This window comes from Streptomyces sp. NBC_00285, from assembly GCF_036174265.1.
Lineage (GTDB): Bacteria > Actinomycetota > Actinomycetes > Streptomycetales > Streptomycetaceae > Streptomyces.
This window is the reverse complement of the sequence record NZ_CP108055.1, coordinates 8,053,469-8,071,545: the sequence shown is the minus strand read 5'-3', so window position 1 is coordinate 8,071,545 and position 18,077 is coordinate 8,053,469. Positions and strand designations below refer to the sequence as shown.

Genomic DNA, 18,077 nt, shown 5'->3' with positions numbered 1-18,077 from the left:
CCGTGCATCAACGGCCCGTCGATTGAGACGACACCGGGCCCGACGGCGACGCAGGGCGCCTTGCGGTCGCCACCCGGCACCCCGCATCGGGACGCCCTCACCGCCTCGGGAGCCTCCCCCAACTCCCGTACGGCAGAACGGCCGAACCGGCACCCATCAGTTCGCCGTGCCGGGGTATTCGAACGAGGCCGAAAGCATCCGTACGACCTCGACCGGAGGCCACCATGCCGCTCACGTTCCGCAAGAGTTTCCGGATCCTTCCCGGAGTGCGCCTGAACATCAACCGGCGTTCCTGGTCCATCACGACCGGTGGCGGCAGCCACGGGCCGAAGCACACCAGCAGCAGCTCGGGGCGTCGTACGACATCGGTTGATCTGCCCGGACCTTTCGGGTGGCGTCGTACCCGTACCGCCAAGCGTCGCTGACGTTCCCACAGGTCCACCCGGGTCCTTCACTCGAATGGATCCCCCGGAATGCACCATCTCATATTTGAGATAGCCTCAACCCATGGCAGACGACTACCTCGTACGCATCGGCAAGCTCATCCGTGACGCCCGGCAGCACCGGGGCTGGACACAGTCGCAGCTCGCCGAGGCGCTCAGCACCAGTCAGAGCGCCGTCAATCGCATCGAGCGCGGCAACCAGAACATCAGCCTTGAGATGATCGCGCGTATCGGTGAAGCACTGGACAGCGAGATCGTCTCCCTTGGCTACGCGGGCCCGATGCATCTGCGTGTGGTCGGCGGTCGTCGGCTGTCCGGCGCGATCGACGTCAAGACGAGCAAGAACGCGTGCGTGGCCCTGCTCTGCGCCTCGCTCCTCAACAAGGGGCGCACGGTGCTGCGCAGGGTCGCCCGCATCGAGGAGGTCTACCGCCTGCTGGAGGTGCTGAGTTCCATCGGTGTCCGCACCCGGTGGATCAACGGCGGCGTCGACCTCGAACTCGTCCCGCCGGCCGCGCTGGACATGGACGCGATCGACGCCGAGGCCGCCGTCCGCACGCGCTCGATCATCATGTTCCTCGGCCCGCTGCTGCACCGCATGGACCACTTCAAGCTGCCCTACGCCGGCGGCTGCGACCTCGGCACCCGGACCATCGAGCCGCACATGATCGCGCTGCGCCGGTTCGGTCTGGAGGTCGCGGCGACCGAGGGCCAGTACCACGCGCAGGTCGACCGGGAGGTCCACCCCGACCGGCCCATCGTGCTGACCGAGCGCGGCGACACGGTCACCGAGAACGCACTGCTGGCCGCCGCGCGGCACGACGGCGTCACCGTCATCCGCAACGCCTCCTCCAACTACATGGTCCAGGACCTGTGTTTCTTCCTGGAGGCGCTGGGTGTGCGGGTCGAGGGCATCGGCACCACGACCCTGACGGTGCACGGTGTGCCGGTCATCGACGTGGACGTCGACTACTTCCCCTCCGAGGACCCGGTCGAGGCGATGAGCCTGCTCGCCGCGGCCGTGGTGACGGAGTCGGAACTGACCGTGCGCCGGGTGCCGATCGAGTTCCTGGAGATCGAACTCGCGGTCCTGGAGGAGATGGGGCTCGACCACGACCGTACGCCGGAGTACTTCGCCGACAACGGCCGTACCCGGCTGGTCGACCTGACCGTGCGCCCCTCCAAGCTGGAGGCGCCGATCGACAAGATCCACCCGATGCCGTTCCCCGGCCTGAACATCGACAACGTCCCGTTCTTCGCGGCCATCGCGGCGGTCGCGCAGGGCCAGACCCTCATCCACGACTGGGTCTACGACAACCGCGCGATCTACCTGACGGACCTGAACCGGCTGGGCGGGCGTCTCCAACTCCTCGACCCTCACCGGGTGTTGGTCGAGGGCCCGACCCGCTGGCGGGCCGCCGAGATGATGTGCCCGCCGGCCCTGCGCCCCGCCGTGGTCGTCCTGCTGGCGATGATGGCGGCGGACGGCACGTCCGTACTGCGCAACGTCTATGTCATCAACCGGGGTTACGAGGATCTCGCCGAGCGGCTGAACTCGGTGGGGGCGCAGATCGAGATCTTCCGGGACATCTGACACCTCGTCAGCAGGGCGCTGTCGCACGGGTCATGAGCCGGAGACCCGGCGGCATACCTGTTCAGGGGCCCGGTCCGCTTGGTGGATCGGGCCCCTGAACCGTTGCCGGGGTTCGTTCACGGAGTGCTCAGCCGCACAGGCTCGCCACCACGAGGCTGTCGAAGGCCAGGCGGTCGGACTGCCAGGCGGTGACCCGGAGTGCGGCATCCTCGCTCGCGTCCTGTGCGGGGAGTCTGGTCGCGGAGATGTGGCAGGGGGTGGCCAGGGCCACGGGGTGGTGGAAGGCGCTGCGCAGTTCGACGGGGAGGACGCGGTAGGGGGCGCAGGCCGCCTGGACGGCCTGGCGGGCGGCCTCCAGGAGAACCATGCCGGGGACGTCGGTCGTGGGGTGGTCGAAGAGCACCGGGTGGCCGGGGTCGATCCGCAGGTCCCAGGCCAGGCCCGGGCCCCGACGGCCGGAACCGGAGCCGGCACTCGAACCGGGAACGCCGAGGACTACGTCATGTTCGTCCAGGCGGCCCACGATCGCGGGCGGGACGGGGTCGGGCAGAGGCGGGTACCCGCCGCCCTCCCCTGCGGCGGGGTCGCGAAGGTCCGACACCTGCAGGGTCAGACGCCCGGCGCCGGCGAAGTCGCCGCCGCGCAGCAGGTCAGCCTCCAGGGTGAGCGCGGTGAGGGCGCCCCGCCGACGCCGTACGTCCGTGGCCGCGAACTCCAGGCGCATCTCGGCGGGCCGGGCCCCCAGGAGCAGGGCTCCCGGGATCACCTCGAACTCCAGTTCGGTAATGGTGACGTGCTGATCGGCCGGAACTCCGTAGTACGTCTGCCCGATCAGGACGGACGCCTGGCGCAACGACTCCGCGGCGAGCAGCGGGTCGTACCAGGTGCCGGCGATCGGTGCGTAGAAGTGGTGCCCGCGCGGCCACTGAGCGCCCAGCCGGAACGTGTCGGGGCCCAACTGCCGCCAGTCCGTGATCAGTACCTCGGCCACCGCGCTGCGGGCGACGAGATGACGCGGGGCGGTCCGGACGAAGGCGAGATCGGCCTCGCCCCTGGCATCCGGCGGAAGGGAAAGGGTGGTGATGGGGTCGGTCGGGGACACGCGGGTTGCCTTTCTCATGGGCGTCGACGCGGAGGCGCGCGTACCGGCGCGGGTGCCGGGCGGGCCGGGCCCGGCCGGGCCGAGGGCGGCGGTGGCTTCGGTCCGGTGGACGGGCGGGCCGCGTCGGGCGGCTACGAGCAGCGACGGGCTGTGTGAGGTGCGGCGGGCCGTGTGCCCGGAACCGGGTGCCGGGCCGCGCCCGGCCCGGCCGGACTCCGCCGGGCCGCGCCGGGCGAGGACATGGCGGCCGTGCGTCAGGCGGCCGCCAGTGCCGTGAAGCGGCCGGCGTGGAACACCAGCGGCCCCGCCTGGTCCGTCAGGTCGCCCTCCAGGGCCTCGGCGATGACCAGTTCGTGGTCGCCCGCCCGGTGGACCGTGCTGATACGGCAGTCCAGCCAGCCCAGTCCGTCGGTGGGGATGGGGTGCCCGGCCCGGGTCGTCGACCAGCCGCCGCCGGCGAACCGGTCCGCGCCCTTGGTGCTGAACAGCCGGCACAGCTCCGCGTGCCGGTCTCCGAGGATCGTCACGGCGAAGTTTCCGGCGTCACGGATGGCCGGCCAGGTGGAGGAGGAGTCCGCGGCACACAGGGCGACCAGCGGCGGGGTCAGGGAGACGGAGGTGAAGGAGTTGACCGCCATGCCCTTGGGACCGTCGGCGGTGTCGGCGGTGATCAGCACCACTCCGGTGGTGAACCGGCCGAGTATGTCGCGGAACGAGCGTTGCTCCAGCATGAGTTCTTTCCGATCGGACGGGACGCCCGGCCGGGCCGGCGAACCGGCCCGGCGTGGCGCGGCGTGAGGGGCGTCGGGCTTCCGGGAGCGCTTGCGCGAGCCGTGGGTGCCCGCGGGCCGAGGCGTGTTGCGAAAGTCGCGTCGTCCGCCCGTGGGGCGGGCCCGACAATGCGGCGGGGGGGTCCCCTTCTGGGGAAGTGCGCGCACGGCGTCGCCGGGCGGGCGGGACTTTCGCGGCATGCCCTAGCTGTTGCGGGCGGCGATCGCGAAGTCCACGGCCTCCTGCGGCCGGGCGGCGGAGCCGGTGAAGCGCGGCGCGACGTAGCGGGCCAGCAGTTCCATGCTGCGGTTGGTCTTCTCCCACGACGTCCAGTCGGCGACGTAGACGAGCAGGGTGCCGAAGCCGCCGGTGATCTCGTGCAGCCGCTCGATGCCGGCGACCACGTCGTCCACGGAGCCGACGAGTGCGCCGCCCGCCTCGACCCGGGCCTCCAGTGCCCGCTCCCGGGGTACGTCCGGGCTGAGCACCTCGCGGCCGGCCGCCTTGCCGAAGTACTCGAACAGCCAGCGGTCGTAGCCCTCGCGGACGTCCGCGTACGCCTCCTCGCGGGTCTCGGCCACGTGCACCGGCAGGGCGATGCGCCACTTGTCGCGGTCCAGGGTCTGCCCGTGCTCGGCGGCGGACTCCTGCGCGTACTTCCACTGGTGGGCGAGGTTGATGTGCGCGGGCGCACCCGGCGTCAGCAGGGCGAAGGGCAGCGCGAACGAGGTCATGCTCAGCCCGTACTGACCGATCAGGCGCGGGCTGGACTGCGAGGTGCCGGAGGTGGCGACGGCGACCTCGATGCCCTGCGGGCTGAAGCGCGGCAGCTGGATCTTGGCGTCGCGCAGGTCGTACCAGTCGGTCTGCTGGGTGATCCGCTCATCGCCGTTGACGAGCTCCAGGACCGTCGGCAGCGCCTCCTCCAGGCGGCGCCGCTGCACCGGCTGCTCCAGGCCGAACATCTTCGCGTCGAAGGGCACGCCGGGGCCGACGCCCAGGATGTACCGACCGCGGGTGAGGTGGTCGAGGTGGACGGCCCGGCTCGCCACGTGGAAGGGGTGGTGGCCGGAGAGCGGTACGACACCGTGGGCCAGCTTGATCTGGCGGGTGCGCTGCGAGGCGGCGGCGATCATCGTCTCGGGCGCCCCGACGAGGCCCCAGCCCAGCGTGTGGTGCTCGCCGAACCACGCCTCGTCGAAGTTGAGGTCGTCGACGTACTCGACGAGGTCCAGGTTCCGGCGTATCGCCAGGTTCGGGTCCTGGCCGGTCTCGTGGACGGGGGACAGGAACAGACCGATACGGCTGTGCACGATGAGCCTCCTGAGAGAAACGAAACGAGAGGAAAGAAAAGGAAGTTGACGGTGTGTCAGGCGACGCGGTAGACGGCGTCCTTCAGCGAGCGGACCTTCTCGTAGCCGGCCGTGAGCGTCGTCTCGTCGGCGGCCGTCAGGTACACCCGCAGGGGCGTGGTCAGCAGGTCGACGGTGGGCGTGATCCGGGAGCCGGGACCGAGCTTGACCGTCGCGGAGAAGACGCTCTCCAGGGAGCGGATCTCCGCCACGGCCGTCTCGTCGACGGACTCCACGACACCGTCGAGCCCGGTCGGGGTGTTGTAGACGAAGGCCGGCTGCAGCCTGGCGTACGTCCGGCCGCCGTACTCGGCGCGGAACTCCTCGGGCCGGGTGTACGCCTGTGCGGTGAGCGCCGCCTGGTTGTGGCCCAGGCACACGTCGTGGAAGGGGGCGCTGATGTTGCCGTTGAGGCGGGTGCCGATCTCGACCAGGACCGGGCCCTCGTCGGTGACGATGACCTCGGCGTGGGCCGGTCCCCAGGCGACGCCGAGAGCGGCGAGGACCTCGTCGACGTACGCGGTGAGCGCGGCGACGACCGGGTTGCCTTCCGGGTCGGCGAGCAGGTCGCGGTTGTAGATGTTCTTGCCGGACGGCAGCAGCGTCTTCTCGTACTCCCAGACCCCGCACACATAGCGCTCGCCGCCACTGCTGACGGTGTCGACGATGTACTCGGTGCCCTTGAGATAGGACTGCACGAGGATCTCGGTGTTGGCGATGCCGAACATGTTCGGGGCGTCGAGGACGTTGCGGGCGGCGGCGCGGACCGCGTCGGGGCCGGCACAGACGACGACGCCGTCGGAGGCGGCCGAGCTGAGCGGCTTGACGACGACGGGGTAGCTGCCGTGGTCCTCGGCCCAGGCCACCGCCGCGTCCGGGTCGTCGGTCTTGAACTGCCGCACGCAGGGCACGCCGGCCCGCCGCAGTGTCTCGGTCATCTCGTACTTGTCCCGGCGGGCCGGTGACAGTGCCGAGCCGTTGGACGGGACGCCGACCGCCTCGCTCAGCCGGTCGGCGAGCGGTACGGAGGACTCCTGGCCGGCGATCACGCACACCGGGTCGAGGCCGCGCAGCACCTCGACGAGTGCGGCCTCGTCGGTGGCGACGACGGTCTGCTCGTACGCGGTGAGATCCGGCGGCGCCATGGCCGGGATCAGCTCCGGGGTGCTCTGGACGTGGACGACGGCCGTGTCGCACGCGGCGAAGGCGGCGGGGTAGAAGTTGCCGGCGGAGTAGCCGTCGACGACGACGGCGACACGGCGCGGGCCGCCCGCGGTGGACGTGGGGAACGCGGTGCTCATGCGTGAGCCTCCGATGCGGACACGAACTCGGGCAGGGACGTGGATCCGAACGCGGCCTCGGATTCGTATTCGGCCTCGGACTCGGACTCGGACTCGGCCTCGACGAAGCGGGCGAGGCGGGCGATGCCCTCGCGGATCGCGGCGGGGGTGAGGTTGCTGAAACCGAGGCGCAGGGCGCGTTCGCCGCCGCCGTCGAGGTGGAACATGCTCATCGGGGCCCAGCTGACCGCGTAGTCGCGCGCCGACCGTTCCATGGCGGCCAGGTCGGCCTCGAAGGGCACCTCGACGACCAGGAAGAACCCGCCGCGCGGGCGGTTCCAGCGCACCCCGTGCTCGGCGTAGCGCTCCGGCGGGAAGTGCTCGGCGAGGGCGGCGAGGGTGGCGGCGAGCCGTTCCTGGTAGACGGCGGCCAGATCCCGGGTGGCGGAGCGCAGGTCGTGGTCGGCGTCGACGAGGATGCCGCCGATCGCCGCCTGGGAGAGCGAGGACGAGCCGACCGTGAACATCGCCTTGGCCTTGGAGAGCTCCTGGGCGAGGGTGCGCCGCACACCGTCCTCGCCGACGACCTCGCGATCGCCCACCAGGTAGCCCAGGCGGGCGCCGGGGAACGCGGCCTTCGCGAAGGAGCCCAGGTAGACGACATCGCCGCGGGTGTCCAGCGACTTCAGGGTCGGCAGCCGCTCCTCGTCGCTCGCGAACAGCCCGTACGGGTTGTCCTCCAGGATGGTGAACCCCTCTTCGGCGGCCAGCTCGAGCAGTCGCCTGCGTGCCTCAAGCGGGACGACGGTGCCCGAGGGGTTGGAGAAGTCGGGGACCAGGTAGAGCGCGGTAGGACGCCTGCCCTCGGCGCGCACGGCACGCACGGCGGCGGCCACGGCCTCGGGTTCGAGGCCGTCGGGTCCCTCGGTGATGCCTCGCACCGGAATGTCCAGCATGCGGGCGGCGCCCCGGATGCCGACGTACGCGGGGGACACGGACAGCAGCACGTCGTCCGGTGACCGGAACAGTCCGCGCAGGGCGACGAGCGCCGCCTCCTGGAAACCGTGCGTGATCATGATCGCGTCGGCGTCGACATCGATGTCCTCGTCCCGGGCGAGCATCCGGGCGACCTCTTCCTGGATGAACCCGTTGACGGGTCCGTACTGGAAGTGCAGGCGGGTGATGCGCTGTTCGGGCACTCCCTGCCGGCGCATGTGCGTGATGTACCGGTCGACGTAGTACGAGAGCTTCGCGAGGTCGTGGGTGCCGTCGTGCGGCGCTCCCGACGAGAACGACAGGGCTTCGGGGAACCTCATCGCCGTCTCGCTGAGCAGGCGCATCGAGTCCATGGCCGGGTCGACGATGGCGGCGTGCAGCGCTTCACGGGGCAGGGCGGTGTCCTGCGGAACTGGCGTTGTGGACACGTCAGTCGGATCCTTCCGGGTGACAGGCGTGGGAGCGGGACGGGTGGGTGCGGGGCGTCAGGCGGCCGAGGGCGCGGGCAAGGGCGCGGTGATCCACGCGCCCTTGCCGGGGGCCCACTGGCGGACACGGACCCGGCAGACGATGCCGCCCTGGACGTAGGGCTCCGCGGCCAGGATCTCCTCGAGCCGGTCGCGGTCCTCGGCCTCGTAGACCAGCAGGCCGGCGTTGGTGTCCTGGAGCGGACCGGCGAGCAGGAGCACGCCGCTGTCGGTGAGGGTGCGCAGGTAGTCGGTATGGGCACGGTGCAGGGGCTCGCGGCCCGCGCGGTCGACGTTGTACTCGAGTTCGACGACGAACTTCGCCATGGGTGCCTCCTGGGGCGGGGGGTGTCGGCCGGACTCACATGGAGAGCCGGACTCACATGTAGAGGCCGCCGTTGATGTCGATGACGGAACCGGTCGAGTAGCCGGCGCTCTCGGAGCAGAGGTGGAGCACGCTGCCGACGGCCTCGGCGACCGTGCCGTACCGCCCCATGGGCAGCCGGGACATGACGTCCTTCTTGGACTCCTCGGTGCGCCGCTCGAAGGCGCCGGCCACCCGGTCGGTCCCGATCGGTCCGTGCGCCACGACGTTGGCCACCACGCCGGTGCCGGCCAGCTCGTAGCCCAGCTGCTTGGTCATGCCGATCACGGCGGCCTTGGCGCCGACGTACGCCGCGTTGTTGAAGTGGCTGTACGTACGGCCGCCTGCCGAGGCGAAGTTGACGATGCGGCCGTAGCCGTCGGCGGCCATCCGCGGGGCGCACACCTTGACCGCGATCCAGCTGCTGACCACGTTCTCCAGGTACGTCTGGTCGAAGTGGTCCCGGGTCAGGTCGGCGTAGCCGATGACGCGGGTGTCGCCGCCGACGCCGTTGACCAGGATCGACGGGGCGAACCGGTCGACGATGTCGGTCAACTGGCCTTCCGCGGCGGGGATGTCGGTGATGTCGCCGACGACGGCCTCGACCTTGGTGAGCCGGCCCAGTTCGTCGGCGAGCCGGTTCACGGCCTCCGCGTCGCGGTCGAACAGGACGAGGGTGTGGCCCTGTTCGGCGAGCTCGCGCGAGACCTCCTTGAGGATGCCTCCGGCAGCCCCGATCAGCAGGGCGGTGCGGGTGGTCGGTGCGGACATGCTGGGTCACCTTGTCTCTCGGGTCAGCTGTTCTGCGGTGTCGCGGTGGTCACTTGGTTGACGCGGTGGTCACCTGGTTGACGCGGCGTCGCGGTGGTCACGTGGTTGTCGCGGTGGTCACCTGGGTCGTCGCGATGGTCACTTGGTCGTCACGGTGGTCACCTGGTCGTCCCTGTGGTCACTTGAGGGAGCCGGCCTGGTCACGAAGCCCGTCAGCCGCGGCAGCAGTGCAAAGCCGAGCGTCACCACGCACCCGAGGCCGAGGACGGACATCCACAGCGCCCCGTAGCCGTGAGTGTGGGCGAGGGCGAGGCCGGCGGGGCCGCCGACCACGAACGCCGCGTTCCAGGCGAAGAAGTAGGAGCCCTGGTAGGCGCCGCTGCGTCCGGCGGGCGCCCGGTCGGCGATGAAGGTCGCGGACATCGGGGCCCACAGCACCTCTCCGAGCGTCCACACGACGGTGGCGAGCGTGAAGGAGACCATGCTGTCGGCCAGGACGTTGGCGCCGAAGCCGACGGCCATGAAGGCGGCGGCCAGGATCAGCGGGACGTGTGCGCGCATCCCGCCGACGAGCCGGGGCACCAGCGGCAGCAGCAGGACGGACAGCACCGCGTTGGCCGCGAGGACGAATCCGATGCCCCCGGCGGTCAGTCCGCTGTCCCGCATGTCGAGCGGCAGCGCGGAGTTGACCTGGAGGTAGATGCAGGCCAGCAGGAACGTCAGCAGCAGGAAGGCGACGAGGACGGGAGTGCGGAAGGGTTCGGCGATGCCGCGCGCGGCCGATTTCAGGGCGGCCGCGGCACCGGCGGGCCGGTCGGCTGCCCGGGACGGTGGGTCGGCGGGCACCGCGAACACCAGGGCGGCGTAGATCAGGCTGGAGGCCGCCCAGACGACGAAGAGGGCTGCGGGGCTGACTTCGAGCAGGAACCCGGAGAGTACGGGGCTGAGCGACATGCCGATGTTGAAGCCCACCAGGAAGAGGCTGTACGCCTTCGAGAACTGCTCCTGTGGCACGATCGCCGAGATCAGTCCGGCGCCGGCCGGCCGGTCGACGGCGGACAGGAACCCGGTGATCAACGACAGCGCGCACAGTGCGGCCACATGGTCGGCGACGGCGAACAGCAGCGCCATCCCCGCGGTGAACGGCTGCGCCGCGACGATGGTCCGGCGCGGCCCGATCAGATCGGCGACCGCCCCTCCCACCAGCCCGGACAGCACCACACCGGCCCCGAAGAGTCCGACGACGAGCGGTGTCGTGCCGGGTGCGACGAGGTGGTTCTGCTCCAGGTAGAGGACGAGGAAGGCGGGGGCGAGCGTGCCGAGCCGGCTGACGGTCTGCCCGCACCACAGCAGCCAGAACGCCTTGGGGAGGGCCATCAGGAGCATCCCGTTCGTGTCGGTGTCGTCAGGGTCCGTGCGCGGCGTGGGGGCCGGCCGGCCTGTGGTCCGCGTGAGGCCCGGGCGGGGTGGGAGGGGGGCGCTCCGGCGCGGCCGAGGGTGCCGTAGGCGAAGGCGGCGGAGACCAGCGTCATGTGGTGGTGCCAGCCGGGGTACGAGCGCCCTTCGAAGGCGCGCAGTCCGAAGTCGTCGGCCAGCCGGTCCATGGTGTCGGCGGCGCCCGTGTGCAGCCGGGCCAGTGTCAGAGCCTCGTGGGCCGGCCGGTCCACGAGGTCGGTGAGCCAGAACCGGTCGCCGCCGGACCCGTCCGGCCTGCGCTCCCCCAGCAGCCTGAGCGGTACGGGGATGCCGGGGAGGCGGACCTGCACCACGGACGCCGCCGCGGGGGGCTGGTGCGGCGACCGGACGTCATGCGCGGTGAGCAGGTCACGGGCGGGCAGCGGACCGCCGGCGGTCCGCTGTCGCGGCTGGAGAGCGGGCGCGGAGCCGGTACCGGCCCATCCGCCGGACGCCCCGGACGCGGCCCGGTCCGGGAGGACGACGAGGTCGCCGGGTGCGGCCACGACGAAGTGCCGGCCTCGGGCCACGAGCCCGCCGACGAGCATCGCGGTGTCCGCGAATCCGACCAGGTCGGCTACGACCGGCACCCCGTCCGCGTCCGGTCCCGCGCCGGGCAGGCTCAGGCCGGCCCCGTCGAGCAGGTCCAGCGCCTGGGAGCCGGCCGAGTCCTGGACACCGGCGGCGCCTTCGGGGATGCGGGCACGGCTGCGTACTTGCGAGTCCCCGGACCACGCTCCGGGCAGCAGCAGCCGCCAGTCGACGGGGACCGTCGCGCGGTCCGCGGCGAGGAACGCGCCGATGCCGACCTGGCAGTTGACGGTACGTCCCTCCTGCGGGACGAAGCGGCGGTGCACTCCGCAGGAGCGGTCACCGCGCTTGGGCAGCACCACCGTGCCGATGAGCAGGGCGCGGGGGTCGGACCTGCGGAGCACCCAGTCGGCCAGCCGGGCGCGGATCGGTTCCCAGTCCCACGGGCTGGCGTTGACGAACTGGTGCAGCGCCTGGGCCGCCGTGGCCGAGTCGGACCCGGCGGCCGCGAGCCGCCGTACCGTCTTGCGTCCCGGCGTCATGAGCAGGCCTCGTGTGTAGACATGGGCCCATCTGCGCTGGTCGGCGCGTGGCAGCCGCCCGAAGATCTCCGCGACGAAGGCGTCGAAGGCGGGGTGGTCCGAGGATCCGATCCGGGGACTCTGCGCGCGTACGGCCGGGATCGTGACCGTCGCCGCGGCGGGCCCGGGAGGAGCCACCGTGGAAAACGCCCTCACCATGTCGCGTTCCCCTTTCTCTGGACTGGGCGGGTCCCACCGGTTCGAGGCCCGCTCTAAAAAAATAGAGAACGAACTCTTTGTTTTCAAGGTGGAGGTCGCCACCGAGTGCGACTTTGCCGAGTCCGCGCCGCCGCACCGCTGTCACCTGCGGTTTCACAAAGACACAGAAGCGGTGCGCAGCAGCGCGGCCTCGCTCAGCTCCCGCTCCGCCCGCGCCACCCACCGCTCACCGAGCCCCTGCGAGGTGAGGGACGCGGTCAACGCGCCCTTGAACGAGGACAGATACAGGGAACTCCCGGGACGGCCGGCACCGCGGGCCGCGACGGTACGGAACCCCGTGACGCGTGCGGCATGCGGGCCGAGCACGGTGTCCACCGAGCCCGCGTCTACGACGCGCAACTCCGGGCCCAGGGCCCTCGCCTCCCGCTCGACGGCACGGCGGATCCCGGTGTGCGCGCGCCGCTCCGGCCGCCAGGCCCGCCCGGCCAGGCACAGCTCCGCCGCGTTCGCCCGCGCCCGGCTCAGCGGATCACCGGCCTCCCCGGCACCCAGCCGGGCCCGCACCGTCCCCAGCACACATCCCGGCTCGGAGATCAGCGTCCGCTCGGTGTACCGCCGGCGAAGGGACATCGCCGTGGTCACGGTGACCTCCGTCCGACCGGTCTCCCGGGCGAGTGCGTCCGCCAGGACGGTCGTGAGGAAACCGCTCACGGTCAGCTGTCCCGCCCCGCACCAGTCGCGCAGCCGACGGCTCTCGTACGGGGTCAGCGCGAGCGTCACGGCACCCGCCGTACGGCCGTCACCGAGCCCGCGCTCCCCGCCTCCCCCGGCCCGCGGGTGTCGGTCGTCCTGGAACGGCGCCACCGCCCGGGCCCGTCGCGGTGCCCCCGGCACGCACACTCCGCACACACACCCGCCGCCGCCCTCGTAGGTGAGTTCGTCGGTGTCGGGCGGCAAGGCCTCCGGCGCGCGATCGGCGGCGTCGAGGCCCGGGGTGTCGAACAGGGCGTCCAGCAGGGGCCGTACGAGCCGGCCGACGGAGTATCCGTCACAGATCGCGGGGTGGAGGGTGAGACGAAAGCGCGTCGCCCCCGCAGGACCGGGCTCGGCCCGCAGCCGCCACAGCCGCTCCCCCGTCGGCCCGTCGTCCGCCCCGGCCGCCTCAGCCGCGAGGACGGAGTGCGCGCCGCTCGGCGCACCCTGCCGGAACCACAACCTGCCGTCGCTGCCGTCGCTGCCGGCGATCCGCAGCGACAGCACCGGCAGCCGTCCGAGCCACCGCTCCACGGCCCGCTCCACCCGCTCGGGCGAGAACACGCCGTGCACCGTGAAGGTGGTGGTGAGCCGGCCGCTGCCGCGCAGGAGGACATGGGTGTACGCGAACGTGGCCTCCGTGTCGCTGAGTCCGCGCACCTCCTCGCCCCGGCTCACGATCCCTCGCGCGCGGCGGCCGCGAGCATCGGCGACGCACAGCTCACGGTGTTGGACAGGGTGACTCCGTGGCTCGCGAAGTCCAGGGTGACGCGGTCCCGGTCGGCCATGCGGAAGCCGTCGTGGAAGCTGCTGCGGTCGGCGCCGAGGTAGACGTAGTGCACGCGCCCCGGGGTGAGCAGGGCGTCGTGGGAGAACAGCTCGGACATGATGGCGTCGAGCCCGTAGTGCAGGGCCTTGGTGCCGGTGGTGAACTCGCCCCGCCAGCACGGCTCGCCGTCCCGCTCGATCGTCACGTGCCCGGTGACATGGCTCGGAGGGTCGCCGAGGAACAGCCAGGGCGCGACGGCCGCGTCGCACAGTTTGGCGTAGGACAGGTGGCCCCGGTTGCGCCGGAAGCGGCCGATGTCGGTGAGGTCGTTGCCGAAGGTGTAGCCGGCGTACCGGGGTTCGCCGGCCGCGTCGGTGACGTAGACGAGGACGACCTCCGCCTCCTCGGTGAGCGCGACGGACCCGGCGGGGGCGCGCAGTTCCTCCCCGGAGATCCTCAGCACGTCGCCGAGACCCTTGAGGAACCAGTTCGGCTGGGCCGGGGTGTCCGCGTCCACCTTGACGTTGTGGGTCTGCATGAAGCCGCCGACCATGGCGCCGCCGGGGTGGTCGGGCAGCAGCGGCGGCCGGAAGGACACCGCGTCGAGTTCACCGGCGGGAACGGTCGTCGCCGGCTCGTCGGCGAGGTCGGCGAGGTCGGCGAGGTCGGCGCCGACGAGCAGCAGGTCCTTCAGGTCCCGGTCGCCGAGCGGTACCAGGCGCAGCGGCTCGCCCTCCGCGGGCAGGCCGAGACCGATGTGGCGGCGGCCCTGATAGGTGCATTCGAACAGTACGTTCATGGGAGTTCCTGTCTTTCCGGCACGGGTGGGGGTGGTCACAGGTCTCGCACGGCCCAGCGCTCGGCGCGTCCGGTGAGGTCCATGCCCCAGCCGGTGCCGCCCGCGGGCCGAAGGGTGTTGGTGTTCCGGTCGACGGCCGGGGGCGGCGCGACGATCATCTCCGGGAAGAACCGGTCGGACTGCCCGGCCTCGACGGTGAGGGCGTCCGGATGGCCGAAGGCCAGGGCACGGCCCGCGTTGATGAGCGGGCCCACCTCGGCCACCTGGACACCGAACTGGAAGCGGATCCCGTTCTCCCGGGCATACGCGACGATCCCGGCGGCCGGCAGCGGCCCCCCGTTCTTCGAGACCCGGATGTTGAACGCGTCGCAGGCCCCGGACTCGACCGCCGTACGGGCGTCCCGGGCCGTGCACACCGACTCGTCGAGCATCACGCGCACCCCGCCGTCCCGGCGCAGCACGCGCAGCGCCTCCCAGGAGCCCTTGGGCAGCGGCTCCTCCACGTAGTCGACACCTGCCTCGCGCAGCCGCCGGGCGTGGCCGACCGCGTTCGCAGGGGTCCAGCTCATGTTGGCGTCGACCATGATCGGCACCTCGTCGCCGAGCTTGTCGCGCAGGACGCGGACCGTACGGGCGTCGTGCTCGATGTCGTACGAGGCCTTGATCTTCACGAAGTGGAAGGGGCCGCGGGTGGCGAGGAACTCCTCGGTGTCCAGGCTGAGATCAAGCACCTGCGAGACGGGCAGGCTCGAAGCTTCCTGGAGCGGGCCGGGCGGCAGCAGGTTCCGCGCACCCGTTCCCAGCCGGCGGCCCAGCCAGTCGAGGACCGCGGTCTCCAGCAGGCAGAGCAGGTTGTTCGCGCCGTCGATGCCGAAGGTGCGGGCGAAGCCGTCCCTGTGCAGCAGACCCAGCGACTCCCCCGGTTCACGGCCGGTCAGCCGGGCGAGCAGGGCGTCGAGGTCGACCTGTTCCAGCGCGGTGCGCACACTCGCGCTGGTCTCGCCGGTGACGTACGGCCGCGGCGCGCACTCGCCGAGGCCCGTCACGCCCTCGGCCGACAGTGCGAGGACCAGGCTGTCGGAGGTGCGGCGGCGGGCGGCGGGGTGGTCGAACGGCGTCCGCATCGGCAACTCCACGTGGTACAGCCGGGCCCGCCCGGCCTCAGGCGCCACGGTTCACCCCTTGGAGCAGCGTGTACGTCGACGTCCAGTCGACCAGGTCGCCGCTGACTCCCGTGTAGAAGAGGTAGTGCTTGTCGGTGGGGAACCGCATGAGCGCGCCGCGCCCGGACACCAGGTCCTGGAAGACGGACTGGGCGGCGTCGAGGTCCACGATCGGGTCGGTGATCCCGGAAACGAAGGTGGCCGCGGGCACCGGCGAGGTCACCGGCCGGCCCGTCAGATAGCGCCGCTCCAGATCGAGCAGCACCGCCCGCGAGCGACGCGTCAACCGCCGTACGGCCAGGTCGTCGTGGTCGATGAAGTGCTGGTACTTGGCCTCGTCGGTGAAGTCGGCGGCCTGCAGACCCGCCTCCCACAGCTCGCCGCTGCGGTCCGCCGCGACGGCCGCTCGGGTGGCCGGGTCGAGGGTGGCGTGCATCCGGCCGAGCCAGGAGGAGCAGAACACGGCGGCGTCGTAGGAGGTGGTGAATCCCTCGTGGCACATGAGGGCCGCCATGAGGGAGCCGCCGAGGCAGTGCCCGAAGAGGGACAGGGGCACGGTGTCGCCGATCATCTCCCGGACGAACGCGGCGGCCCCTGCGTAGTCGCCGAGGACGGTGTCGGCGTCCGGTATCTCACCGCGCAGGCCGGGGCTGATGCCGCTGCCGCGGCGGTCGAGGACGAAGAACGCGATGTCGTTGTCGGCGAAACGCGGGCCCACTTCCCACAGCCACCCGGCGTGGCTCTGCAGTCCGTGGAAGTAGAAGACGGCTCCCTTGATCCGTTCCGGCCTCCAGACGTGCAGGGCGAGCCGTTCGTCGCCGCACGGCAGGTCGATGATCTCGCGGCGGATGTTCTGCGGGGGCCTGATGGTCTCGATCACGGTCGAACTCTCCTTGCTGGAAGGGTGGTTGGCGGATCAGCCGGTGACGAGGGCGTCGACGAAGTCGACGTCCTTCTGGAACGGCTTGTACTTGTACTGGGTGGCGTTGCCCTGCTGTCGCCGGGACTCGACGTACGCGGCGATCGCGCCCTGCGCCACGGTGCGCACCCGCAGTCCGGCGAGGCGGCCGCTGTCCCGCTTCGAGGCGTACTCGATGTTGATGACGGACAGCTCGCGGTCGATCGCGTCGGACAGTTCCCGGTCCAACTCCGGTGCGGGTTGCGGTACTTCGACGACGACGGTGTAGGACGGCAGCTCGTCCCAGCGCGGGCCGCACATGTACAGGCCGGTCTCAAGGCCGCCTGCCGCGAGGCCCTGGCGGATGGCCTGGGTGACCTGGCCCTCGGTGATCTTCTCGCCGGTGAAGGAGTGGAAGACGCCGTCGCGGTGGGTGAAGTGGACCCAGGGCGTGCCGTCCACGATCCGGTCGACGCGGTAGATGTCGCCGGTCCACAGCCGGTACAGGCCGTTGCCCTGCGACATGATCAGGTGGTAGTCGCGGCCCGCCTCCACCTCGTCGTACAGCAGCGTGTCGACCTTCTCGCCGGCGTCCAGGAGCGCGTCCAGCGGTACCTCGGCGGGGACGAACTCGAAGTACGCCTGGCTGACGGCGAGCGGCTGGCTCTCCAGCGTGTCGTCCACCGGAATGGTGGTGACGCCCTCGGTCCCGCAGCTCATGAACGGCAGCTTGGCGACACCGGGCAGTACGGCGTCCAGACGCGGCCGGTACAGCTCGGCGGAGGCCGACAGCCAGCAGCTGTACAGGGTCAGCGAGGGCCAGACGTCCACGAGGCTGAAGTCGTCCTCGGCCAGCACGCGTTCGAGATGTACGGCGGCCTTCTCGTCGGGGTCGGTCCAGGGTTTGCCGCGCAGGGTGCCCTCGCGCAGGTCGCGCACCAGCTCGGCGCCGTGCTCCGCGATCAGGTCGCGCAGCGAGACCAGGGTGCTGGGGTTGATCGCCGAGATGTAGTGCAGGTCCTTGCCGACGAGGTTCCGCACCCGGTGGTACATCCGCCCGGCGTGACTGGTGGGCGCGTCGGGGCCGAACCAGGGGGACTCGTACCACGGCGGGTTCCAGTCCCGGCTGTTGAGCTGCGGATGCCGGTTGCTGATCGCCTGGTGCTCCACACCGTGCACGAAGTCGTACACGTCCTCGCGGACGGTCTGGGTGTCGAGGGTGGCCCAGGGGTGCGCGAGGATCTCGGGGTGGTGCTCCAGGCAGGTGCCCCACATGGCCTTCATCGCGGGGATCCGGTACGTCAGCAGCCAGTGCAGTGTGTACGGGACCCGCTTGGGGGTGCCGGTCGTCCCGCTGGTCTTCAGCCAGCGCAGTACGGGGCTGCACGACAGGACACCGCCCTTGGTGCGGGTCTCCCGGTCGATCTCCTCGGCGAAGTCGTTGTAGCGCATGACCGGCAGGACCGACCGGAAGGTGCCCGGGTCGGCGGCGATCACGTCGTACCCCTTCTCCTTCCAGTGCAGCGAGGCGGCGCCGATGTCGATGAGGTCGTCGAGGACGCGGTCCTGCGCGGTCGCCGGGTCCTTCAGGTCTGCGAGCAGGCTCTCCCGTGCCTGGAAGCACTCCTCGACGAAGGGGTCACGCCGTGCCTGCCAGTGCTGCTGCCACTGGGACGTCTGCGGGAGCTGGAGTGTCTGGGGTGTCTGCGGTGTGTCCACTGTCGTGTCTCCTCGGGAACCGTGCCGATGACCCGTTTTCGGGCATGCCTCAGCACCGTGCGGCGGATTGGCCGGACGGTTGGGTGAACGGGGGGTGTGGGGTGGGCTGG

16 protein-coding genes are annotated in these 18,077 nt (G+C 71.4%); 2 read left to right on the top strand and 14 right to left on the bottom strand.

Features of this window, described 5'->3' with window-relative positions:
• The first annotated feature begins 224 nt into the window (after window positions 1–224).
• Window positions 225–425, top strand: a complete 201-nt coding sequence (locus OHT57_RS37195) for a DUF4236 domain-containing protein (protein ID WP_328751157.1) — start codon at window positions 225–227, stop codon at window positions 423–425.
• Between the two features lie 82 nt (window positions 426–507).
• Window positions 508–2,037 carry a helix-turn-helix domain-containing protein gene (locus tag OHT57_RS37190; protein WP_328751156.1) on the top strand — a complete coding sequence of 510 codons (1,530 nt, stop codon included), beginning with the start codon at window positions 508–510 and terminating at the stop codon, window positions 2,035–2,037.
• Window positions 2,038–2,164: 127 nt separating this feature from the next.
• Here OHT57_RS37190 and OHT57_RS37185 read toward each other — a convergent pair whose 3' ends face one another.
• From OHT57_RS37185 to OHT57_RS37120, 14 genes are all read right to left on the bottom strand, one after another.
• Window positions 2,165–3,139: a ScbA/BarX family gamma-butyrolactone biosynthesis protein gene (locus tag OHT57_RS37185; protein WP_328751155.1), complete on the bottom strand. Its 975-nt coding sequence runs from the start codon at window positions 3,137–3,139 to the stop codon at window positions 2,165–2,167.
• A 254-nt stretch (window positions 3,140–3,393) separates the two neighbouring features.
• Window positions 3,394–3,870 (bottom strand): flavin reductase family protein, encoded by a 477-nt coding sequence (locus OHT57_RS37180; protein WP_328751154.1) that lies wholly within the window; start codon window positions 3,868–3,870, stop codon window positions 3,394–3,396.
• Between the two features lie 243 nt (window positions 3,871–4,113).
• Window positions 4,114–5,223 (bottom strand): LLM class flavin-dependent oxidoreductase, encoded by a 1,110-nt coding sequence (locus OHT57_RS37175; RefSeq protein ID WP_328751153.1) that lies wholly within the window; start codon window positions 5,221–5,223, stop codon window positions 4,114–4,116.
• Between the two features lie 56 nt (window positions 5,224–5,279).
• A complete protein-coding gene (locus OHT57_RS37170; RefSeq protein WP_328751152.1) occupies window positions 5,280–6,563 on the bottom strand; it encodes an ATP-grasp domain-containing protein in 1,284 nt (427 codons plus the stop codon).
• Complete coding sequence (locus OHT57_RS37165) at window positions 6,560–7,966, bottom strand: aminotransferase-like domain-containing protein (RefSeq protein WP_328751151.1); 1,407 nt, start codon at window positions 7,964–7,966, stop codon at window positions 6,560–6,562. Before OHT57_RS37165 ends, OHT57_RS37170 begins: the two co-directional genes overlap by 4 nt.
• A gap of 57 nt (window positions 7,967–8,023) precedes the next feature.
• A complete protein-coding gene (locus OHT57_RS37160; RefSeq protein WP_328751150.1) occupies window positions 8,024–8,332 on the bottom strand; it encodes a YciI family protein in 309 nt (102 codons plus the stop codon).
• A 52-nt stretch (window positions 8,333–8,384) separates the two neighbouring features.
• Complete coding sequence (locus OHT57_RS37155; protein WP_328751149.1) at window positions 8,385–9,140, bottom strand: SDR family NAD(P)-dependent oxidoreductase; 756 nt, start codon at window positions 9,138–9,140, stop codon at window positions 8,385–8,387.
• Between the two features lie 138 nt (window positions 9,141–9,278).
• Window positions 9,279–10,517 (bottom strand): MFS transporter, encoded by a 1,239-nt coding sequence (locus OHT57_RS37150; RefSeq protein WP_328751148.1) that lies wholly within the window; start codon window positions 10,515–10,517, stop codon window positions 9,279–9,281.
• On the bottom strand, window positions 10,517–11,866 hold the full coding sequence (locus OHT57_RS37145) for an IS701 family transposase (RefSeq protein ID WP_328751147.1): 1,350 nt from the start codon (window positions 11,864–11,866) through the stop codon (window positions 10,517–10,519). The genes OHT57_RS37150 and OHT57_RS37145 overlap by 1 nt, the downstream gene beginning before the upstream one ends.
• A 153-nt stretch (window positions 11,867–12,019) precedes the next feature.
• Window positions 12,020–13,297 carry a hypothetical protein gene (locus OHT57_RS37140; protein ID WP_328751146.1) on the bottom strand — a complete coding sequence of 426 codons (1,278 nt, stop codon included), beginning with the start codon at window positions 13,295–13,297 and terminating at the stop codon, window positions 12,020–12,022.
• Window positions 13,294–14,187 (bottom strand): FAH family protein, encoded by an 894-nt coding sequence (locus tag OHT57_RS37135; protein ID WP_328751145.1) that lies wholly within the window; start codon window positions 14,185–14,187, stop codon window positions 13,294–13,296. The genes OHT57_RS37140 and OHT57_RS37135 overlap by 4 nt, the downstream gene beginning before the upstream one ends.
• Before the next feature lie 35 nt (window positions 14,188–14,222).
• Window positions 14,223–15,359, bottom strand: a complete 1,137-nt coding sequence (locus tag OHT57_RS37130) for an enolase C-terminal domain-like protein (protein WP_328751144.1) — start codon at window positions 15,357–15,359, stop codon at window positions 14,223–14,225.
• The gene (locus tag OHT57_RS37125; RefSeq protein WP_328751143.1) at window positions 15,349–16,230 is read right to left on the bottom strand and encodes an alpha/beta hydrolase; all 882 of its coding nucleotides are present in this window, start codon (window positions 16,228–16,230) and stop codon (window positions 15,349–15,351) included. The genes OHT57_RS37130 and OHT57_RS37125 overlap by 11 nt, the downstream gene beginning before the upstream one ends.
• 36 nt (window positions 16,231–16,266) lie before the next feature.
• Window positions 16,267–17,967: a GH3 family domain-containing protein gene (locus tag OHT57_RS37120; RefSeq protein ID WP_328751142.1), complete on the bottom strand. Its 1,701-nt coding sequence runs from the start codon at window positions 17,965–17,967 to the stop codon at window positions 16,267–16,269.
• Window positions 17,968–18,077: the final 110 nt, after the last annotated feature.